Source organism: Gellertiella hungarica (assembly GCF_014197145.1).
GTDB lineage: Bacteria > Pseudomonadota > Alphaproteobacteria > Rhizobiales > Rhizobiaceae > Gellertiella > Gellertiella hungarica.
This window is the reverse complement of the sequence record NZ_JACIEZ010000011.1, coordinates 16,763-35,607: the sequence shown is the minus strand read 5'-3', so window position 1 is coordinate 35,607 and position 18,845 is coordinate 16,763. Positions and strand designations below refer to the sequence as shown.

At 62.1% G+C, this 18,845-nt stretch carries 15 protein-coding genes; 4 read left to right on the top strand and 11 right to left on the bottom strand.

Features of this window, described 5'->3' with window-relative positions; all coding sequences use genetic code 11:
* Window positions 1-495: 495 nt before the first annotated feature.
* Together GGR23_RS19345 and GGR23_RS19340 are read right to left on the bottom strand one after the other, a co-directional pair.
* Window positions 496-1,863, bottom strand: coding sequence for a PleD family two-component system response regulator (locus GGR23_RS19345; RefSeq protein WP_183367970.1), 1,368 nt, complete (start codon window positions 1,861-1,863; stop codon window positions 496-498).
* A gap of 15 nt (window positions 1,864-1,878) precedes the next feature.
* Entirely contained in the window at window positions 1,879-2,250 is a 372-nt protein-coding gene (locus GGR23_RS19340) for a response regulator (protein WP_183367969.1), read from the bottom strand.
* A gap of 125 nt (window positions 2,251-2,375) precedes the next feature.
* Here GGR23_RS19340 and GGR23_RS19335 point away from each other — a divergent pair, with 125 nt between their 5' ends.
* The 4 genes from GGR23_RS19335 to GGR23_RS19320 all read left to right on the top strand — a co-directional run bounded on the left by GGR23_RS19335 (window position 2,376) and on the right by GGR23_RS19320 (window position 6,159).
* The gene (locus GGR23_RS19335; protein ID WP_183367968.1) at window positions 2,376-2,675 is read left to right on the top strand and encodes a DUF3572 domain-containing protein; all 300 of its coding nucleotides are present in this window, start codon (window positions 2,376-2,378) and stop codon (window positions 2,673-2,675) included.
* Window positions 2,675-3,325: a hypothetical protein gene (locus GGR23_RS19330; protein ID WP_183367967.1), complete on the top strand. Its 651-nt coding sequence runs from the start codon at window positions 2,675-2,677 to the stop codon at window positions 3,323-3,325. The genes GGR23_RS19335 and GGR23_RS19330 overlap by 1 nt, the downstream gene beginning before the upstream one ends.
* 100 nt (window positions 3,326-3,425) lie before the next feature.
* Window positions 3,426-4,733: a DNA polymerase IV gene (locus GGR23_RS19325; RefSeq protein ID WP_183367966.1), complete on the top strand. Its 1,308-nt coding sequence runs from the start codon at window positions 3,426-3,428 to the stop codon at window positions 4,731-4,733.
* A gap of 199 nt (window positions 4,734-4,932) precedes the next feature.
* A complete protein-coding gene (locus tag GGR23_RS19320; RefSeq protein WP_183367965.1) occupies window positions 4,933-6,159 on the top strand; it encodes a L,D-transpeptidase family protein in 1,227 nt (408 codons plus the stop codon).
* A 91-nt stretch (window positions 6,160-6,250) separates the two neighbouring features.
* Here GGR23_RS19320 and dnaE read toward each other — a convergent pair whose 3' ends face one another.
* The 9 genes from dnaE to nuoN all read right to left on the bottom strand — a co-directional run bounded on the left by dnaE (window position 6,251) and on the right by nuoN (window position 18,843).
* Window positions 6,251-9,757, bottom strand: a complete 3,507-nt coding sequence (gene dnaE / locus GGR23_RS19315; RefSeq protein WP_183367964.1) for a DNA polymerase III subunit alpha — start codon at window positions 9,755-9,757, stop codon at window positions 6,251-6,253.
* Between the two features lie 472 nt (window positions 9,758-10,229).
* Window positions 10,230-10,913 (bottom strand): ABC transporter ATP-binding protein, encoded by a 684-nt coding sequence (locus GGR23_RS19310; RefSeq protein WP_183367963.1) that lies wholly within the window; start codon window positions 10,911-10,913, stop codon window positions 10,230-10,232.
* Between the two features lie 15 nt (window positions 10,914-10,928).
* A complete protein-coding gene (locus GGR23_RS19305) occupies window positions 10,929-12,236 on the bottom strand; it encodes a lipoprotein-releasing ABC transporter permease subunit (protein ID WP_183367962.1) in 1,308 nt (435 codons plus the stop codon).
* A 21-nt stretch (window positions 12,237-12,257) separates the two neighbouring features.
* Complete coding sequence (proS, locus tag GGR23_RS19300) at window positions 12,258-13,580, bottom strand: proline--tRNA ligase (RefSeq protein ID WP_183367961.1); 1,323 nt, start codon at window positions 13,578-13,580, stop codon at window positions 12,258-12,260.
* A gap of 474 nt (window positions 13,581-14,054) precedes the next feature.
* Window positions 14,055-14,324 (bottom strand): DUF1467 family protein, encoded by a 270-nt coding sequence (locus tag GGR23_RS19295; RefSeq protein WP_183367960.1) that lies wholly within the window; start codon window positions 14,322-14,324, stop codon window positions 14,055-14,057.
* 125 nt (window positions 14,325-14,449) lie between these two features.
* Window positions 14,450-14,854, bottom strand: coding sequence for a methylmalonyl-CoA epimerase (mce, locus tag GGR23_RS19290; RefSeq protein ID WP_183367959.1), 405 nt, complete (start codon window positions 14,852-14,854; stop codon window positions 14,450-14,452).
* A 92-nt stretch (window positions 14,855-14,946) separates the two neighbouring features.
* On the bottom strand, window positions 14,947-16,620 hold the full coding sequence (locus GGR23_RS19285; RefSeq protein WP_183367958.1) for a ribonuclease J: 1,674 nt from the start codon (window positions 16,618-16,620) through the stop codon (window positions 14,947-14,949).
* 16 nt (window positions 16,621-16,636) lie between these two features.
* Window positions 16,637-17,404: a biotin--[acetyl-CoA-carboxylase] ligase gene (locus GGR23_RS19280; protein ID WP_183367957.1), complete on the bottom strand. Its 768-nt coding sequence runs from the start codon at window positions 17,402-17,404 to the stop codon at window positions 16,637-16,639.
* Window positions 17,401-18,843, bottom strand: coding sequence for an NADH-quinone oxidoreductase subunit NuoN (gene nuoN / locus GGR23_RS19275; RefSeq protein WP_183367956.1), 1,443 nt, complete (start codon window positions 18,841-18,843; stop codon window positions 17,401-17,403). Before nuoN ends, GGR23_RS19280 begins: the two co-directional genes overlap by 4 nt.
* Between the last annotated feature and the right edge of the window lie 2 nt (window positions 18,844-18,845).

Sequence of the window (18,845 nt, the reverse complement as noted above, 5' to 3'; positions counted from 1 at the left end):
TGGCCGGCAGCCGGCGCAATACATAGCCAACAGTGAAAGAGATAAGGGGCCCAGGCGGGCAAACGAAAACGCCGCGCTTCCTTGCGGAAGACGCGGCGTTTGAATTGGGGGCCGACCAGCTCGCATACGGCACGAGGAACCGCTTTTGACAGCTTGCCAGTCGGCCGACCCCACGATCCAGGAGATGCGGCGGACCTGAGCATCATGGGGTAGCACTAGCCCGAAGGCTTGTTTCGTCTTGACAGAAGCTTGCGCGAATCTGGATCAAAATCAACTATTTCTTAACGCAGCGCGTGATTTCGTTGTGTATATGGTTAAATTCCGAAATTGATAATGGTGATTCAGAGCCAAAACATTACCGAAAGTTAATTTTTAAACGAATTTTACGTGCTTTTGCTCACGAAACAGGCAAATGCCATGTTCTGCCGGAAACCGGTCCCCTGCCCCAAACGATAGCCGGATATCGATAGGCAGGGCAGAGGATGATGTACCGGTTCAGGCGGCGGTCGCCACCACCCGGTTCCGGCCATTGTGCTTTGCCGTATAGAGGGCCTGGTCAGCCTGCTTCAGCAGCTGCTCGGGCGTTTCCGCGCCTGCGAGGTTCGAGGCGATACCCATCGAGGCTGTCAGATTGATGGCGGGCTGGCCTGTCCCCAGGGAGAAGGGGCGGCCTTCGATCGCGGTGCGGAGCCGCTCTGCAATTGCAGTCGCCGCGTCGGGCAGCGTATCGGGCATGATCACCACGAATTCCTCCCCGCCATAGCGGCAGGCGAGATCGGCGCCGCGCACACTGGCTCGGATTCGGCTCGCGAATTCCTTCAGCACCTCATCCCCGGCATCATGGCCGTAGGTGTCGTTCACGGCCTTGAAGCGATCGATATCGGTGATGCAGACGGACAGCGGCCGGCCACGGGCGGCGGCGCGGTTGAACAGCATCTTCAGGTGATTGTCGAGATGCCGACGGTTGCTGAGCCTCGTCAGCGGATCCGTGACCGCAAGTTCGAAGCTCTTCTTCATGCTGTTGCGCAGCCGGTCGCTGTAGCGCTTGCGGCGAATCTGGGTCACGCAGCGCGCCACGAGCTCATTGGGATCGAGCGGGCGGACGATGTAATCGTTCACGCCGAGATCCAGTGCCCGGATGATCAGGTTTTCCTCGCCCTGCTCCGCGATGATCAAGAGCGGAATGAAGCGGGTCCTTTCCAGCGAACGCAGCTGCGAGCAAAGCCGCAGCGGGTCGTAGCCATCGAGATTGCCGTTGACGATCACGAGGTCGAAAACGTTGTCCGCAGCCTCGAATACGTCGGCCTGCGGGTCCGGCATGGCGGTCACTTCCGCAACCGGCTTCAGCGCCTTGATGATGCGCTCCTGGGAGCTTGCGCGGGGATCGACGAGCAGGACCTGGGCAGCCTCTTCCACGCGCCCCTCGCCCAGCCGTGCCAGTTCGTCCATCGGATGGTCGGACCCGGCACGGATACGAAGTTCGTCGCTCAGCGTCTTGAGGCGCAACAGGCTCTTTACCCGGGAAACAAGCTGCAGGTCGTTGACGGGCTTGGTCAGAAAATCGTCGGCGCCGGCCTTGAGGCCGCGCACACGGTCGGACGGCTGATCGAGCGCGGTGACCATGACAACGGGGATGTGCGTCGTGCGCGGATTCGCCTTCAGGCGCTCGCAGACTTCGAAACCGTCCATGCCGGGCATCATGATGTCGAGCAGGATGAGGTCCACCTGCGTCCGGTCGCAGATGGACAGCGCCTGAAAACCGTCATTCGCGGTCAGGACTTCGAAATATTCGGCGATCAGCCGCGCCTCTAGCACTTTGACATTGGCGGGAATGTCGTCAACGACAAGGATACGCGCAGTCATGCATCTCTTCCTGTCTCAAGCATCACCAAGATAGGTCTTGATGGTTTCAATGAATTTCGGCACGGAGATCGGCTTCGAGACATAGGCCTCGCAGCCGCCTTGCCGAATGCGCTCCTCGTCGCCCTTCATGGCGAACGCAGTCACGGCGATGACGGGAATGACATGCAGCTCCGGGTCTTCCTTCAGCCATTTGGTCACATCAAGCCCGGATACCTCCGGCAGCTGGATGTCCATCAGGATGAGATCGGGCTTGTGCTTGCGGGCAAGGTCCAGCGCTTCCAGACCGTTGCGGGTCTGTATGGTCGCGTAACCGGAAGCTTCGATGAGGTCGCGAAAGAGCTTCATATTCAGCTCATTGTCCTCTACAATCATGACCTGCTTCGGCATCGTCTCGGCTGTCCTTTTGATCCGGCATTTCAAGGGCATGCTTCACCTGAGGGTGATGAGCGCACGACTTCCCCAGTGCGACGCTAGCCCGATTTAGTTTCGAAATAGGTAATTGTTATCAAGAAATGCAGAGCGGTCTCAAAATAGACAAGGTCGATCCCGCAGAATTGGCCGTAGCCATTCTGGGATGGCTGGCGAATGAGCCGGACATGCTGTCGCGGTTCCTGGCTCTTTCCGGACTCGGTCCTCACGACCTGAGACCGGCCATGGCGGATCCCGGGTTCCATGCCGGCCTCCTCGATTTCATCATGCAGCATGAGCCCACGCTGGTGGCCTTTGCTGCCGCGAGTGGCTACACCCCCGAACAGATAGCTGACGCCTGGCACCGGATCTCCGGCCCGGGCCTCGATTCCGGACAATATTGATGCTCGATTTTCCCACACTCGATCATGTTCTCCTCAAGGACAGACCGCTCGTCGTTTGCGACGTGGATGATGTCGTTCTCGAATTCCTGAAACCGTTCGAAGCCTATCTCGAAGCGCGCGGCAGCAAACTCCTGCACCGCAGCTACCGGCTGCACGGCAACATCATCTCGCTTGAGACCGAGGCTGCTCTCGAAGACAGCGTTGTCAGCGGCCTGATCGAATCCTTCTTCGAGGATCAGGAGCGCTGGCAGACGCCCTTTGCCGAGGCCGTGGACACGCTCCAGGCGCTCGAGCGCGATGCGGACGTGGTGTTCCTCACGGCCATGCCGCCCCGCTTTGCGGAAGCCCGCAGGCGGCTGCTCGACCAGCTCCATCTGCGCTTCCCGATGATCGCCACGGAAACGCCGAAGGGTCCCGTGGTGAAGGCGCTGCACGCAGGGCGGACGCTGCCGGTCGGCTTCATCGACGACATGGCGCACAACCTCCACTCCGTCGGGGAGCACGTCGATACCTGCCTTCTCATTCACATGATGCCGGACAGCGTCATCCACCGCATGGCTCCCAAGCCCGCCGACCATGTGCGGCGCGCCAACGACTGGCCGCATGCCGGCGAGATGCTGAAGGCCCACTTCATCGCCTCGGCCGTCTGACCGAAAACGGCGGTGGACTGCACGCAGCTTCTGCGTAACGCCATATTGCCGGAAGAGTTCCGCTTGGCTATCGTGGCGATGTTCAACTTATGTTCCGGCCATGACGCTCGCTTCGAACGACCTCCCCGGCTTTTGCCGCGACTGCCTGAAGCCTGCCCGGCACGCGGATCGCCGTTGCCGGGCCTGTGGCAGCCCGCGTCTGGTCCGCCATGCGGAGATCGATCGGCTGACCGTCGCCCACATCGATTGCGACGCCTTCTACGCCTCGGTCGAGAAGCGGGACAATCCGGATCTCCTCGACAAGCCCGTGATCGTCGGCGGCGGCAAGCGCGGTGTCGTCTCCACGTGCTGCTATATCGCGCGCATCCACGGCGTGCGCTCGGCCATGCCGATGTTCAAGGCGCTGGAAGCCTGTCCGGACGCGGTGGTCATCAGGCCCGACATGGAGAAATATGCCCGCGTGGGCAAGCAGGTGCGGGCGATGATGCAGGAGCTGACGCCCCTCGTGCAGCCGCTGTCCATCGATGAGGCCTTTCTGGAGCTCAAGGGCACGGAGCGCCTTCACCATGATACGCCTGCGCGTGTCCTTGCCCGCTTCGCCCGGCGCGTGGAGCAGGAGATCGGAATCACGGTCTCCATCGGCCTCTCCTACTGCAAGTTCCTGGCAAAGGTGGCTTCCGATCTGAACAAGCCCCGAGGCTTTTCCGTCATCGGCGAGGCCGAGGCGGTGGAGTTCCTGAAGCCACGGCCGGTGACCACCATCTGGGGGGTCGGCAAGGCTTTCGCCGAAACCCTTGCAAGGGATGGCATCACCACCGTCGGCCAGCTTCAGGTGATGGACGAGACGGACCTGATGCGTCGCTATGGCACGATCGGCCAGCGGCTCTCGCGCCTCTCGCGCGGCATCGACGAGCGCACGGTCCATCCGAACGAAGAAGCCAAGAGCGTGTCGGCGGAAACGACCTTCTTCGAGGACCTCTGGAGGGAGGAAGACCTCGTCCCGATCCTTCGGAGCCTCTCGGAGAAAGTTTCCTGGCGGCTGAAGAAAACCGGCACGTCAGGACAGACCGTCGTGCTCAAGCTCAAGACCGCAGACTTCAAGAGCCGCACCCGAAACCGGCGCCTCGAAGATCCGACCCAGCTTGCGGACCGGATTTTCCGCATCGGACGTTCCCTGCTGGAGAAGGAGATGGATGGAACCCGTTTCCGTCTGATCGGGATAGGGGTGAGCGACCTGTCGGAACCGGACCGCGCCGACCCGCCCGATCTCGTCGATCCCGATGCCGGAAGGCGGGCCGCCGCAGAGGCGGCCATGGACAAGATCCGGGAGAAGTTCGGAAAGGGAACCGTCGAGACCGGCTACACCTTCGGCACCCTGCGCCGCAAGGAACCACCGAAGCCCACCTGAACCAGTGCAACCGTTCGTTAACCCTGTAGCGAAGAATTCCCGCCCCGGATCCCCCTCCTGCTGCGGTATTGCCACCTGTACGGGAAGTCATTCTTAACAATCGTCTGTAACAGTTCAGTACAATAACGGGAGGAAATCGGCGCCGTCGCGCCTTTTGCATCCCCTGGTCGTCTTTTTGTTCTGCGTTGGACGGTTGTGAATGTTGTATCGCCTTGTGGTGGGCCTGGGAACGGCCCTGCTTCTCACCGCGCCTGCCCATGCCGGCTCATCCAGAGCACTGGCGATCGTCGTCTCGAGGGACAATCAGAGCCTTGCCGTCTATGACGGCGACAAGGTGGTTGCCACGTCGAATGTTTCCACGGGAAAGCCCGGGCATTCCACCCCGACCGGTATCTTCACGGTCATCGAGAAGAAGAAGTACCACGAATCCAATCTCTATGATTCCGCCCCGATGCCCTTCATGCAGCGGATCACGTGGTCCGGCGTGGCGCTCCATGAATCGAAGTCCGTACCGCGGCGACCGGCATCCCACGGCTGCGTGCGCCTGCCCCATGGCTTTGCAAAGGAACTTTACGGCATGACGGACATGGGCGTCCCGGTCATCATCGCCGACGAGGCGCTGGTGCCACAGGCGCTTCTGCATCCCTTTCTCTTCAAGCCCGAAAGGCCATCCGGAGGCGACACGCTTCTCTCGGATGCCGAGCTGCGGCTGAGCCCGATCTCCGATTTTCTGAAGCCCACCGAAGTTGCCCTGAACGAAGCCTCCATCGCTCCGCCTCGGGAGGCCAAGCAGGATGAAGACAAGGCACTGCGCATTCTCGTCACCCGCCGCGGTCTTTCCGAAACCATCAAGGATGTGCAGGCCGCCCTCAACGGCCTGGGCTTCAGCGCCGGTGAGCCGGACGGCAGGCTGGGCCGCAATACCATTGCGGCGATCAATGCCTTCAAGCTTACCCGGGATATGCCCGTGAAGGGCAATGTTCTGACGGAAGAGGTCGTCGACGCCATCTTCAAGGCAGCGGGCAAGGAGCGCCCGCCGGAAGGGCAGATCTACGTTCGCCGCAACTTCAAGCCGCTCTTCGACGCCCCCGTTGTGATCGCGGAACCTGAAGTGGCGCTCGGCACCCATGTGATGCAGCTTCGCGACATGAATGCCGCCACCGGCGCAGCCGAATGGTACGGGATGACCGTTCCGGATGGTCTTTCTGCGGCGACGCGGAAGAGGCTCGGCATTGCCAGCGATGCCCTCTCCCTGCAGGAGACGATGAACCGGATCCGCATTCCGGATGCCGTGCGCGAACGCATCGAGGCGGAACTGACTGCCGGAAGCCTCATCACCATCACGGACGGCGGGCTTGGTCAGGAGACCGGCACCGAAGGCACCGATTTCATCACGCTGACCCATCCGCCGAAGAGCGGAGGCTGACCTTCACAAACCGATTCAACGCGTTCGAAAACAGAGTCCGGAAACCGGCGGAAGGGGCTGAAACAGAATCTGTTTCAGCCCCTTCTCAATATTAGACGAGTTCCACGTCGATCACGCCGGGAGCCGTCCGCATGGCCGCCGCAATCTCCGGACTGATCCGGTACTTCTCCGACAGTTCCACCTCGATCTCCCGCCGGCCATCCTCCTTGATGACGATGAAGGAGACCAGACCGTCACCCTTGGCATTGAGGTGCGAGGCGACCGCCTTCAACGGGCCGCTGTCGCGCACGAAGACGCGCAGGGCCTTCTGCATCTGGACGGATTTTTCCTCGAGCGACTGCGCGGTCTGGATGCGCAGGCCGATGCCCTCGGGCCGTTCGTCCGCCTGCACGGTGATGACGAGCGACTTGCCGGGCTCGAGCAGGTCGCGATACTGGTTCAGCCCTTCGGAGAAGAGCACCGCCTCGAACTGGCCGGAGCTGTCGGAGAAGGTGACGATGCCCATCTTGTTGCCGGTGCGGGTCTTGCGCTCCTGCCGGGAGGTCACCGTGCCGGCAAGGCGGCCGGACGATGCGCCCTGCTTCACCGCCGCGGAGAAATCGGCAAACGTCTGCACGCGCATCTTGGCGAGCGTGGCCGAATAGGCATCCAGCGGATGCGCCGACAGATAGAAGCCCAGCACCTGGTATTCCCGATGGAGCTTCTCGGACGGCAGCCAGGGCGTGGTCTGCGGGAAGGTGATTTTCTCGGGTCCGGTCGCCGCCCCTGCCCCGAACATGTCGGACTGGCCGCTGACCTTGTTCTCCTGCGCGCGCTGGGCATAGCCGATGATCCGGTCGAGACCGGCAATCAGCACCGCTCGGTCGATGCCGAAGCAATCGAAGGCACCGGCGGAGATAAGGCTTTCGAACACACGGCGGTTGATCTGCTTGGGATCGATCCGGAGGCAGAAATCCTCGATGGAGGCAAAGGGCTTGTCGCCCCGCACCGCCACGATGTGATCGACCGCCGACTCGCCCACGCCCTTGATCGCCGCCAGCGAATAGTAGATCCGGTTCTCCCCCGTTTCGAAATGGCGGAACGACGTCTGCACCGACGGCGGGATGACCGTGATTCCCAGGCGCTTCGCATCCTGCCGGAAGTCGTTGATCTTGTCCGTGTTCGACATGTCGAGCGTCATGGACGCGGCAAGGAACTCGACCGGATAATGGGCCTTCAGGAAGGCGGTGTGATAGGACACGATCGCATAGGCGGCGGCATGCGACTTGTTGAAGCCGTAATTCGCGAATTTCGCCAGGAGGTCGAAGATGTTGTCGGCCTGCGCCTTGGAGACGCCGTTCTTCATCGCGCCCTCGACGAAGCGGGCGCGCTGCTTGTCCATCTCCTCCTTGATCTTCTTGCCCATCGCGCGGCGCAGAAGATCCGCCTCGCCGAGGGAGTAGCCCGAGAGAACCTGGGCGATCTGCATCACCTGTTCCTGGTAGACGATAACGCCCTGCGTTTCCGCCAGCAGGTGGTCGATCATCGGGTGGATCGACTCGATCTCCTCCTCGCCGTGCTTGCGGGCATTGTAGACCGGGATGTTCTCCATCGGACCCGGGCGATAGAGCGCCACCAGCGCGATCACGTCCTCGATGCGGTCGGGTCGCATGCCGATGAGGGCCTTGCGCATGCCGACACTTTCCACCTGGAACACGCCGACGGTCTCGCCGCGCGACAGCATCTCGTAGGTCTTCTTGTCGTCCAGCGGGACGCTCGGGATATCGACCTCGATCCCCCGCTTGCGGATGAAGTCCACCGCCGTCTTGATGACGGTCAGGGTTTTCAGGCCGAGAAAGTCGAATTTCACCAGACCGGCCTGCTCCACCCACTTCATGTTGAACTGGGTGACCGGCATGTCGGACCGCGGATCGCGATACATCGGCACGAGCTTGGAAAGCGGGCGGTCGCCGATCACGATCCCCGCCGCATGGGTGGAGGCGTGACGGTAGAGCCCCTCGATTTTCTGGGCGATATCGAGCAGCCGGGCGACGACAGGCTCCTTCTCCGCCTCCTCCCGCAGCTTCGGCTCCTCCTCGATGGCCTTGTAGAGCGGCGTCGGGTTGGCGGGATTGTTCGGCACCAGCTTGCAGATCTTGTCCACCTGGCCATAGGGCATTTCCAGCACGCGGCCCACGTCGCGCAGCGCAGCACGGGCCTGCAGCGATCCGAAGGTGATGATCTGGGCCACCTGGTCGCGCCCATATTTCTGCTGCACGTAGCGGATCACCTCTTCGCGGCGGTCCTGGCAGAAGTCGATGTCGAAGTCCGGCATCGAAACGCGCTCCGGATTGAGGAAGCGCTCGAAGAGGAGCGAGAAGCGCAGCGGATCCACGTCCGTGATCGTCAGTGCATAGGCAACGAGCGAACCGGCACCCGAGCCGCGGCCCGGGCCGACGGGAATATCGTGCTGCTTTGCCCACTTGATGAAGTCCGAAACGATCAGGAAGTAGCCCGGGAACTTCATCCGCTCGATGACGGAGAGCTCGAACTCGAGGCGGTCCCGGTAATCCTGCTCGGTGTATCCCTCCGCAATGCCGAGGCGCGCCATGCGCTCTTCCAGGCCCTCTACCGCCTGACGGCGCAGTTCGGCCGATTCCGCGCGCTCGGCTTCCTCGGGATCATCCGTCGCACCGGTAAAGCGCGGCAGGATCGGTTTGCGGGTCTTGAGGACGAAGGAGCACCGCCGCGCGATCTCGATGGTGTTGTCGATGGCCTCGGGCAGATCGGCAAACAGCTTTGCCATCGCCTCCTGGCTCTTCAGATAGTGATCGGGTGTCAGGCGGAAGCGGCTGTCATCGGAGACGATCGCGCCATGCGCCACCGCCATCAGGGCATCGTGGGCATCGTAGTCGTCGACCGTGGGAAAAAAGGCCTCGTTGGTGGCGACGATCGGCAGATCATGGCGATAGGCAAGCTCCAGCATCCTGCGCTCGTGCTTGCGGTCATAGCGGGCCTGCCGCTGCAGCTCCACATAGAGCCGGTCGCCGAAGAGCGCCTTGAGACGCAGCAGGCGCTGCTCCGCACTGGATGCATGGCCTTCCTTCAGCAGCCCGTCGACGGGGCCGCTTGACGCACCGGTCAGGGCGATCAGCCCCTCGGTTCCGTATTCGTCGAGCCAGGAAAGCTTGATGTGCACCGGCTTGTCGCCGCCCTCGCCGCCCAGATAGGCACGACTGACGAGATCGACGAGACGCTCGTAACCTTCCGCAGTTGCGGCAAGCAGAACAAGCGAGGCCATTTTTGCAAGATGCGCCTGCGAGCCGCGGCGCTCGATGTCGAGGCCGTCTTCCATGTCCACGGAGAGCTGGCACCCGATGATGGGCTGGATGCCGTCGCCGGTTGCCTTCTCGGCAAACTCCAGCGCGACGAAAAGATTGTTGGTGTCGGTGATGGCGATGGCGGGCTGATTGTCGGCCACTGCCTTCGCAAGGATCTTCTTCAGCGGCAGCGCCCCTTCCAGCAGGGAATAGGCGGAATGCACACGAAGATGAATGAACTTCGGGGCCTGCGGAGCCCCGGCACCGTTGCCCTCGCCGCTCGAGGAAATCTCTGCCATGTCTCTCTTGCCTGCCTGACTTTTGGAATCGCGGGATATTCCGACTTCAGGCAACCGGAGTCCAGTGCCCCCGGGCGACTATCCACCCCGGCGGAACCGTGGTGGCGTTCTCTGAGATTGCATGGGCTCTCTGCCCGTTATGGGGTTGAAGCGGCGGAGCCCGGGCCACTTGAGGCAAGCGGGCGGGCGCGGTCTCCGCCGCTTCAATTACATCGCCATGACGAACAGGGACAGGCTGGCGACGAAGGTAACAATGGAAGCAAAGGCTGCGGCATCACGGATGTATTCGCTCATGTCGGCTCTCCATTTCGTTTATGTTTTTATTTTGTTCTCTTTTTGTTCGTTGGTCAAGCCAAATATAGTCGTTAGCGGCCGAAGGCCGCGATGCGGTTAAGAAAGGGCTTACGGAGAGGAAAAGGCGTTAACGCATGCCGTCAGGCAGCGCATCGCAGGCTCGGGCCGATAGGGGATATCAGAGATCCACGACCTTGCCGCCGGAGATCGTCACGCGGCGATCCATGCGCCCCGCGAGCTCCATGTTATGGGTCGCAATGAGCGCCGCAAGGCCCGACTGGCGCACAAGGGCCTCCAGCGCCTCGAAGACATAATGGGCCGTCTCGGGATCGAGGTTGCCCGTCGGCTCGTCTGCAAGAAGCACCATGGGCGCATTGGCGACGGCGCGTGCAATTGCGACGCGCTGCTGTTCACCGCCCGAAAGCTCTGCAGGCCGGTGTTCGGCCCGGTGCCCGATCCGCATGTAATCCAGCAGGGCCTTCGACCGTTCGCGGGCCTCCGCCTTGGACAGACCGCTGATGAGTTGCGGCATCATGATGTTCTCGATGGCGGAAAACTCGGGAAGCAGGTGATGGAACTGGTAGACGAAACCGATCTCGGCACGGCGGATGGCGGTGCGCCGCTCGTCGGAAAGACCGTTGCAGGGCTCGCCGGCAATGCGGATTTCTCCGGCGTCCGGGTGCTCGAGCAAGCCGGCGACATGCAGGAGCGTGGATTTGCCCGTGCCCGAGGGGGCCACGAGCGCCACGATCTCGCCGGAGCGCAGGGTGAAATCGACGCCCTTCAGGATCTGGAGAGTGGTCTCCCCCTGCCCGTAGCTGCGCTCGACACCTGAAAGCTGCAATGCAATCCTGGAGGCCATCGCGTCCAACTCTTCTTATTCGTACCGGAGCGCCTGGACCGGATCCAGCCGCGAGGCGCGCCATGCGGGGATGATCGTGGCGATGAAGGAAAGGCCGAGCGCCATGCAGATGACGGCAATGGTCTCCCCGCCGTTCATGTCTGCCGGAAGCTGGCTCAGGAAATAGAGCTCGGGGTTGAAGAGCTGCGTGCCCGAAACCCAGCTGAAGAACTGGCGGATGCTCTCGATGTTGAGACACACCACGACGCCGAGAACGACGCCTGCAAAGGTCCCGGCGACCCCGATGGCCGCCCCGGTCATAAAGAAGATCCGCAGCACCGAAGCAGATGTCGCGCCCATCGTGCGCAGGATCGCGATGTCGCGCCCCTTGTCCTTCACCAGCATGATGAGGCCGGAGATGATGTTCAGCGCCGCGACGATGACGATCAGCGTCAGGATCATGAACATCACGTTCCGCTCGACCTGGAGGGCGGAGAAGAAGGTCTGGTTGCGCTGCCGCCAGTCGGTGATGAAGATCTGCCGGCCGGCCGCGGCCTCGACCTTCGGCCGGATTTCGTCGACGGCATCGGGATGGTCCACGAAAAGCTCGATCGACTGGACGATGCCTTCTGCATTGAAATAGAGCTGGGCTTCCTCGAGCGGCATGAAGATGATGCTGCTGTCATATTCCGACATGCCGACTTCGAACAGGCCGGAAACCTTGTAGCTTTTCACGCGCGGGTTGACGCCGAGCGGGGTCACGTCGCCCTCGGGAGAAATGAGGGTTATCTCGTCTCCCGCCCCGATCCCCAGCTGAGCGGCCATGCGGGTGCCGATGAGAACCCCTTCGCCGGAGGCGAAACCGACCATATCGCCGGACTTGATGTTGCCGGAGACGGACTTCAGCTTCGTGATGTCTTCCGCACGGAGGCCGCGGACCAGCGCGCCGGTGCCCGCCCCGCCCTTGCCGGAGGCAAGCGTCTGGCCTTCCACCAGCGGCAGGGCCATCGTCACCCCGGGGATCGCTGCAAACTTCTTTGCCAGATCGGGATAGTTGTCCAGCGGGCTATCCACCGGAGCGACGATCAGGTGGCCGTTCATGCCGAGGATGCGGTTGATGAGCTCGTTGCGGAAACCGTTCATCACCGCCATGACGATGATGAGGGTCGCCACGCCCAGCATGATCCCGATGAAGGAGAAGCCGGCGATAACGGAGATGTATGCCTCCTTGCGGCGGGCCCTGAGATAGCGCCACGCCACCATGCGCTCGAATACCGAGAACGGCCGTCCCATCGGGCTTGCTGCCGATGGGGCCGTTGCCGCTTCCGCTTCCTTTCCGGCCATGTCTTCTCCCGATCCCTAAGCTCAGCCGTTCACACGGTTGATGGCAGCCTCGACGGTCATCGTGTCGCGTGCGCCGGTTTTCCGGTCCTTTACCTCGACCTCGCCCTGGGCGATGGAGCGCGGGCCGACGATGATCTGGGTCGGAACGCCGATCAGGTCTGCGGTTGCGAACTTCTGGCCGGCACGGTCGTCCGTGTCGTCATAAAGCACGTCCTTGCCCGCCCGGGTCAGCGCCGCATAGATCTCCTCGCAGGCCTTGTCGCAGGCTTCGTCGCCGGCCTTCATGTTGATCACGACGACATCGAAGGGCGCGACGGATGCCGGCCAGATGATGCCGTTCTCGTCATGGGAGGCTTCGATGATGGCGGGAACAAGGCGCGTCGGGCCAATGCCGTAGGAACCCATGTGGACAATGTGTTCCTTGCCATCGGGACCCTGCACCTTCGCGCCCATGGCTTCGGAATACTTGGTGCCGAAATAGAAGATGTGACCGACCTCGATGCCGCGGGCCGACAGGCGCTCACCCTCCGGGATGGCATCGAAGGCAGCCTCGTCATGCATTTCGGAAGTGGCGGCATAGACCGAGGTCCACTGATCGAAGATCTTCTTCAGACCGCCCACATCGTCGAAATCGGTGTCTTCTGCGGGAATGTCGAAGTTGACGAAGTCGCGGTGGCAGAAGACCTCCGACTCGCCCGTATCGGCGAGGATGATGAACTCGTGGCTGAGGTTGCCGCCGATCGGGCCGGTGTCGGCGCGCATCGGGATCGCACGCAGGCCCATGCGGGCGAAGGTGCGCAGATAGGCGGTGAACATCTTGTTGTAGGAGTGCTCGGCTCCCTCGCGCGTGAGGTCGAAGGAATAGGCGTCCTTCATCAGGAATTCGCGCGAGCGCATGGTGCCGAAGCGCGGACGGATCTCGTCGCGGAACTTCAGCTGGATGTGGTAGAGGTTCAGCGGCAGGCTCTTGTAGGACTTCACCGTCGAGCGGAAGATGTCCGTGATCATCTCCTCGTTCGTGGGGCCATAGAGCATCGGCCGGTCCTGACGGTCCTTGATGCGCAGCATTTCCTTGCCATAGGCATCGTAGCGCCCGGATTCCTGCCACAGCTCCGCCGACTGCAGCGTCGGCATCAGGAGCTCGATGGCACCCGAACGGTCCTGCTCCTCGCGAATAATGCGGTTCACCTTGTCCAGCACCCGCTTGCCGAGCGGCAGCCAGCTGTAGATGCCCTGGGACTGCTGGCGAATCATGCCCGTGCGCAGCATCAGGCGATGCGAGACGATCTCCGCCTCCTTGGGATTTTCTTTCAGGATGGGCAGGTAATAGCGAGACAGGCGCATGACGACTTCCAGGAAAATGGCGACCCCGGCCTTGAGGCGGAATCGGCGCGACCGTGAGGGAACTGGCTGTGTTCATAACCGCTTCGCGCAGGGAAGAAAACCCGCCTGCGGCGTGCGCACAGAATTGTCGGGGAGAAATGCCTCAAGCCGCTTCCGGAAGGCGCAATTGCGGCAGACGCACGAGCGTTCGCTCGCCTGTATGGCAGAAATTTGTCAACCGGAAAATTTTCTTGGAGTGATGCAAAAATGTAGAAATAGGTGTCGACAAACGCCGAACCTTGGGCTAGTTTCTGCCCACAAAACAGGCAAGGGAGTTCAATCCCTGCCTATCTCGCGGTCAAGTCTTGGGAGGATTGGATCTTAGGCGCGTTTATCGCAGCCCCGGAAACGGTGAAAAGGTCACGCGAAACTTCGCAACAAGGCGCTCCGCGCCTTGTTTTTTTTTGCCCTTCCGCAAGATCCTCCGGTTCGCGATCAGCCGTTGCCCGGCATCGGCACGGGTAGAGAGTCGAGGCTGAAGCCGAAGCGGCTCACCGCAATCCACCAGACCGCACAGATGATTGCCGAGATGACAGTGGTCAGCAGCAGGACCTTCTTTGCCTGAAAACGGTGGGGAGCGCTTTCCACCGAGCCTGGCACGATTTCGTTCGCCTCGGCCTGGGTGCGCAAGCCGACCGGAAGGCAGGCAAAGAGCGTTATCCACCATACGACGAAGTAGATGGCGAACATCGAAAAGAAGTTCATGGGCGTCCTCCCCGATTGGCGCTGACGCCCCTTCCTATGGCGAGCGAAGGCGGCGGTAAAGTGGCACCGCGCCCCAATCGCATGGCTGCGCCATTTGGGCGCAACCGCAACGGGTCACCAGGCCGTCACACCTGCTCGAGTTCGATGAGTGTGCCGAAGAAATCCTTGGGATGGAGAAACAGCACGGGCTTACCGTGCGCCCCGATTTTCGGCGTTCCGTCACCCAGCACGCGGGCGCCCGTTGCCTTCAGCTGGTCTCGGGCCGCCAGGATGTCCTCGACTTCGTAGCAGATGTGGTGCATGCCGCCCGAAGGGTTCTTTTCCAGGAAGGCCGCAATCGGAGAATTCTCGCCGAGAGGCTCGAGCAGCTCCACCTTGGTGTTCGGAAGCTCGACGAAAACGACGCTGACCCCATGCTCCGGCAGCTTCTGGACCTCGGATACCGTCGCCCCCAGCGTATCGCGATAGGCGGCAATACCCTTTTCCATATCCGGAACTGCAATGGCGACATGATTGACGCGGCCGAGCATGATGGACCCTCCTGAAACGGCGCCTCACCCGCAAACGGCTGCACGGTGAGGCGGATTGCAACCGCCTCTCTTTAGCCGCGCCATCGCCGCCGTCAAAGTGAGACTTTGGTCAGGAAGACGGTGACCATGGGCTTCTTGCCCCACATCTCGTTGGTGGCGGCGCGCACCGCACGGCGAACAGATTCCCGCACCATTTCCAGATCCTTGCGGCGGGCACGGGGGATGCTCTCTATGGCACCGACGACGGCATCATACAGGCTGTCGTCCAGCTCCTCGCCCTCGTCGTCGTAGAGGGGCAGACCGGTCGAGACCACTTCCGGATCGTCCAGGAAATCGTAGCGCGAATCCAGCAGGACGTTCACGGCGACATGCCCGACATAGGAGAGCTTCCGCCGCTCGCCGATCCCGAGTTCGTCGAACTCGCCGATCAGCTTGCCGTCCTTGAAGATACGGCCATGCGGCACTTCGCCGATCACTTCGGCGGGACCGGGCGCGAGGCGCAGGACATCACCGTTGCGCACCTTCGGCACTTCGGGGATGCCAAAGCTTCTTGCCAGTTCCGCCTGGGCCGTCAGATGTGCGGCTTCGCCATGGACCGGCACGAGAATCCGCGGCCGTACCCATTCGTACATCTGCACCAGCTCGCTGCGACGGGGGTGGCCGGAGACATGCACCAGAGCCTCGCTGTCCGTCACGATCCTCACGCCCTGTTCGATCAGTGCGTTGCGAATGTCCTGCAGGGCTTTCTCGTTGCCGGGAATGGCGCGCGAGGAGAAAACAACCGTATCGCCGGCGGCAAGCGCGACATGACGCATCTCGTCGCGGGAAAGCTTGGCAAGGGCTGCCCTCGCCTCACCCTGGCTGCCGGTGAGGATCACGACGATCTTGTCGCGCGGGATATAGCCATACTCGTCTTCGGCGATGAACGGCTTCACGCCTTCCATCAGGCCGATATCCGCCGCCACGTTGACAACCCGCTTCAGCGAGCTGCCCAGCAACAGGACCTCGCGGCCCGCCGCCTCGGCCGCCTTGGCGACCGAGCGGATGCGACCGACATTCGAGGAGAACGTGGTGATTGCCACGCGCCCTTCCGCCGTCTCGATCAGTTGCTGGAGGCTTTTGGAGACCTCCTCCTCGGAGGGCGAGACGCCTTCGCGTTGCGCATTCGTGCTGTCGCAGAGAAGCGCCAGCACACCCTTGTCGCCGATTTCGCGGAGGCGCTTTTCGTCTGTCAGCGGCCCGAGAGAGGGATTGGCATCGATCTTCCAGTCCCCCGTATGCACCACCGTCCCGAGAGGCGTGGTGATTGCCAGCGCCATCGGCTCCGGAATGGAGTGGTTGACGGCGATCGCCTCGATCTCGAAGGGGCCTAGATTGATACGGTCGCCGGCCTTGAACGGTGTCACCGGGACTTCCGCACGCTTGCCGTCGTAATCCCGCTTGGCTTCCAGCAGGCCTGCCGTGAAGGCGGACGCATAGACCGGCACGTTGAGGCCAGGCCAGAGATCGTTGAGGGCACCATAGTGATCCTCGTGGGCGTGGGTAATCACGATGCCCTTGAGGTTCTTGCGCTCCTTGGCGAGGAAGCCGATATCCGGCAGGACGAGATCGACGCCGGGAAGATCCGGTCCGGCAAAGGTCACGCCGCAATCTACCATGATCCAGCTGCGGTTAGCCGCCGGGCCATAGCCATAAAGCGCGAGATTCATGCCGATTTCGCCAACGCCGCCCAGAGGCACGAAAACCAGTTCGTCCTGACCACTCATCCGCGTTTCAATCCTGTCATCCGAAAAATACATCACCGGCCGCGACCGGTATCGTGCCGCCCGCCCCGGTATCGAGCATCAACACGCCATCCGCACCGATGCCGGCGAAAACGCCGGCCAGGGACCGGTCGGGCAGGTTGACCGTTATCCGTTCGCCGATGCCGCATGCATGCTCGCGCCATCGCGACACGACTGCGGCTATCCCCGCGCCCTGATCCCAGATCGCCAGCATAGAGGCCATGGACTCGAAAAGATAGGCAAACAGCTCTGCGGGGGAGATATGGATGCCGTGATCCGCAAGGCAAGTCGCCGGATAAGGCGTGCCCTCCGGCTTGAAGGCAATATTGACCCCGATGCCGATGACAAGCGCGTAGCGCCCGTCGGCAAGCTTTTCGCCCTCGAGAAGAATGCCGCTCGTCTTCTTGCGTCCGATGAGAAGGTCGTTCGGCCACTTGATCTCCAGCGCCTCGCCGCCCGGCTTCATCGCCCGACGAACCGCCTCGTGGACGGCGACGGCGACGGCCAGTGGCAGGGATGCAAGGGCCGGCAGGGGCGCAGGGTCGATGAGAAGCAGGGAAGCGTAGAGATTTCCGGGCTCGGAGACCCAGCTGCGCCCGCGGCGGCCACGACCGCCCGTCTGGCGGTCCGCCGTGATCCACAGCTTGCCGGGATCGCCTTCCCGCGCGCGTGCCATGCACTCCGAGTTGGTCGAGCCGACCTCCGCGAGCGCTTCATGACGGAACCCGCCGAGCGGGTCCCGTCGATATCCGTGAAAGCCTGTCAAAACAGTGCTTTTGCCGCTACGTCAGCCGCAGTGCCCAGCATGCCGCCGAACAGTACGTAGGCCGTGACGAACAGGCCGGAGAGGCCGTAGACCAGCTTGAGGCCGGCAGACGCGGGGGCAAAGCCGCCCCTCGGCTGATCGAACCACATCACCTTGATGACGCGAAGGTAGTAGTAGGCACCCACGACGGATGCCAGCACGCCGATGATCGCAAGCGCATAGAGCTTTGCCTCGATGGCAGCCACGAAGACAAAGTACTTCGCGAAGAAGCCTGCGAGCGGCGGAATACCGGCGAGCGAGAACATCAGCAGCGTCAGGATGAGCGCCATGAAGGGATTGCTGGAGGACAGACCGGCGAGATCGTCGATGTTCTCCGAGGGCTGACCTTCTGCGTTCCGCATGGACATGATGATGGCGAAGGTGCCGAGCGTCATGGCGATATAGATCGTCATGTAGATGACCAGGCCGGACACACCGGTCTGATTGTGCGCGGCAAGGCCAACAAGCGCATAGCCCATGTGGCCGATCGAGGAATAGGCCATCAGTCGCTTGATGTTCTTCTGCCCGATGGCTGCGAAGGAGCCGAGGATCATCGAGGCGATCGAGATGAAGACGATGACCTGCTGCCAGTCGTGGAAGACCGGATCGAAGGCGGACAGCACGATGCGGGTGAGCATGGCGATGGCCGCGATCTTCGGTGCGCCGGCAAAGAAGGCGGTGACCGGGGTCGGCGCACCTTCATAGACGTCGGGCGTCCACATGTGGAACGGCACGGCAGAGATCTTGAAGGCAAAGCCGGACAGCACGAAGACGAGACCGAAGACAAAGCCCAGCGAGCGGGTTTCGGACGAGAGGGCCGCCGCAATTTCGGTGAAGCCGGTGTTGCCGGTGAAGCCATAGACCAGCGACATGCCGTAAAGCATCATGCCGGAAGACAGCGCACCCAGCACGAAGTACTTGAGGCCGGCCTCCGTGGAGCGGACATTGTCGCGGTTGATCGCGGCAAGGACGTAGAGCGCCAGCGACTGGAGCTCGAGCCCCATGTAGACCGAGATCAGGTTGTTGGCCGAGATCATCAGCATCATGCCGAGCGTCGCCAGGACGACGAGGACAGGAAACTCGAACTGGTCGAGCTGCTCCGCCTTTGCGCGCACGGCGGCCATGAAGAGCGAGACCGCCGCTGCAAAGAGCGCGGCAATCTTCATGTAGCGGGCGAAGGCGTCGGCCTTGAACACCCCGCCGAAGGCAAGTCCCTCGAGCGGCGTGACATAGATCCAGCCCATCACGCCGACCAGCAGGAGGATGGCCAGGGTATTGACCAGTCCGGCAGACTTCGGTCCGGCAAAGACGCCGATCATCAGCAGCACCAGAGCGCCGATGCCGAGGATCAGTTCCGGTGAGGTGAGATGCAGACTAGCGGTGAGTGTTTCAGCAATCATGT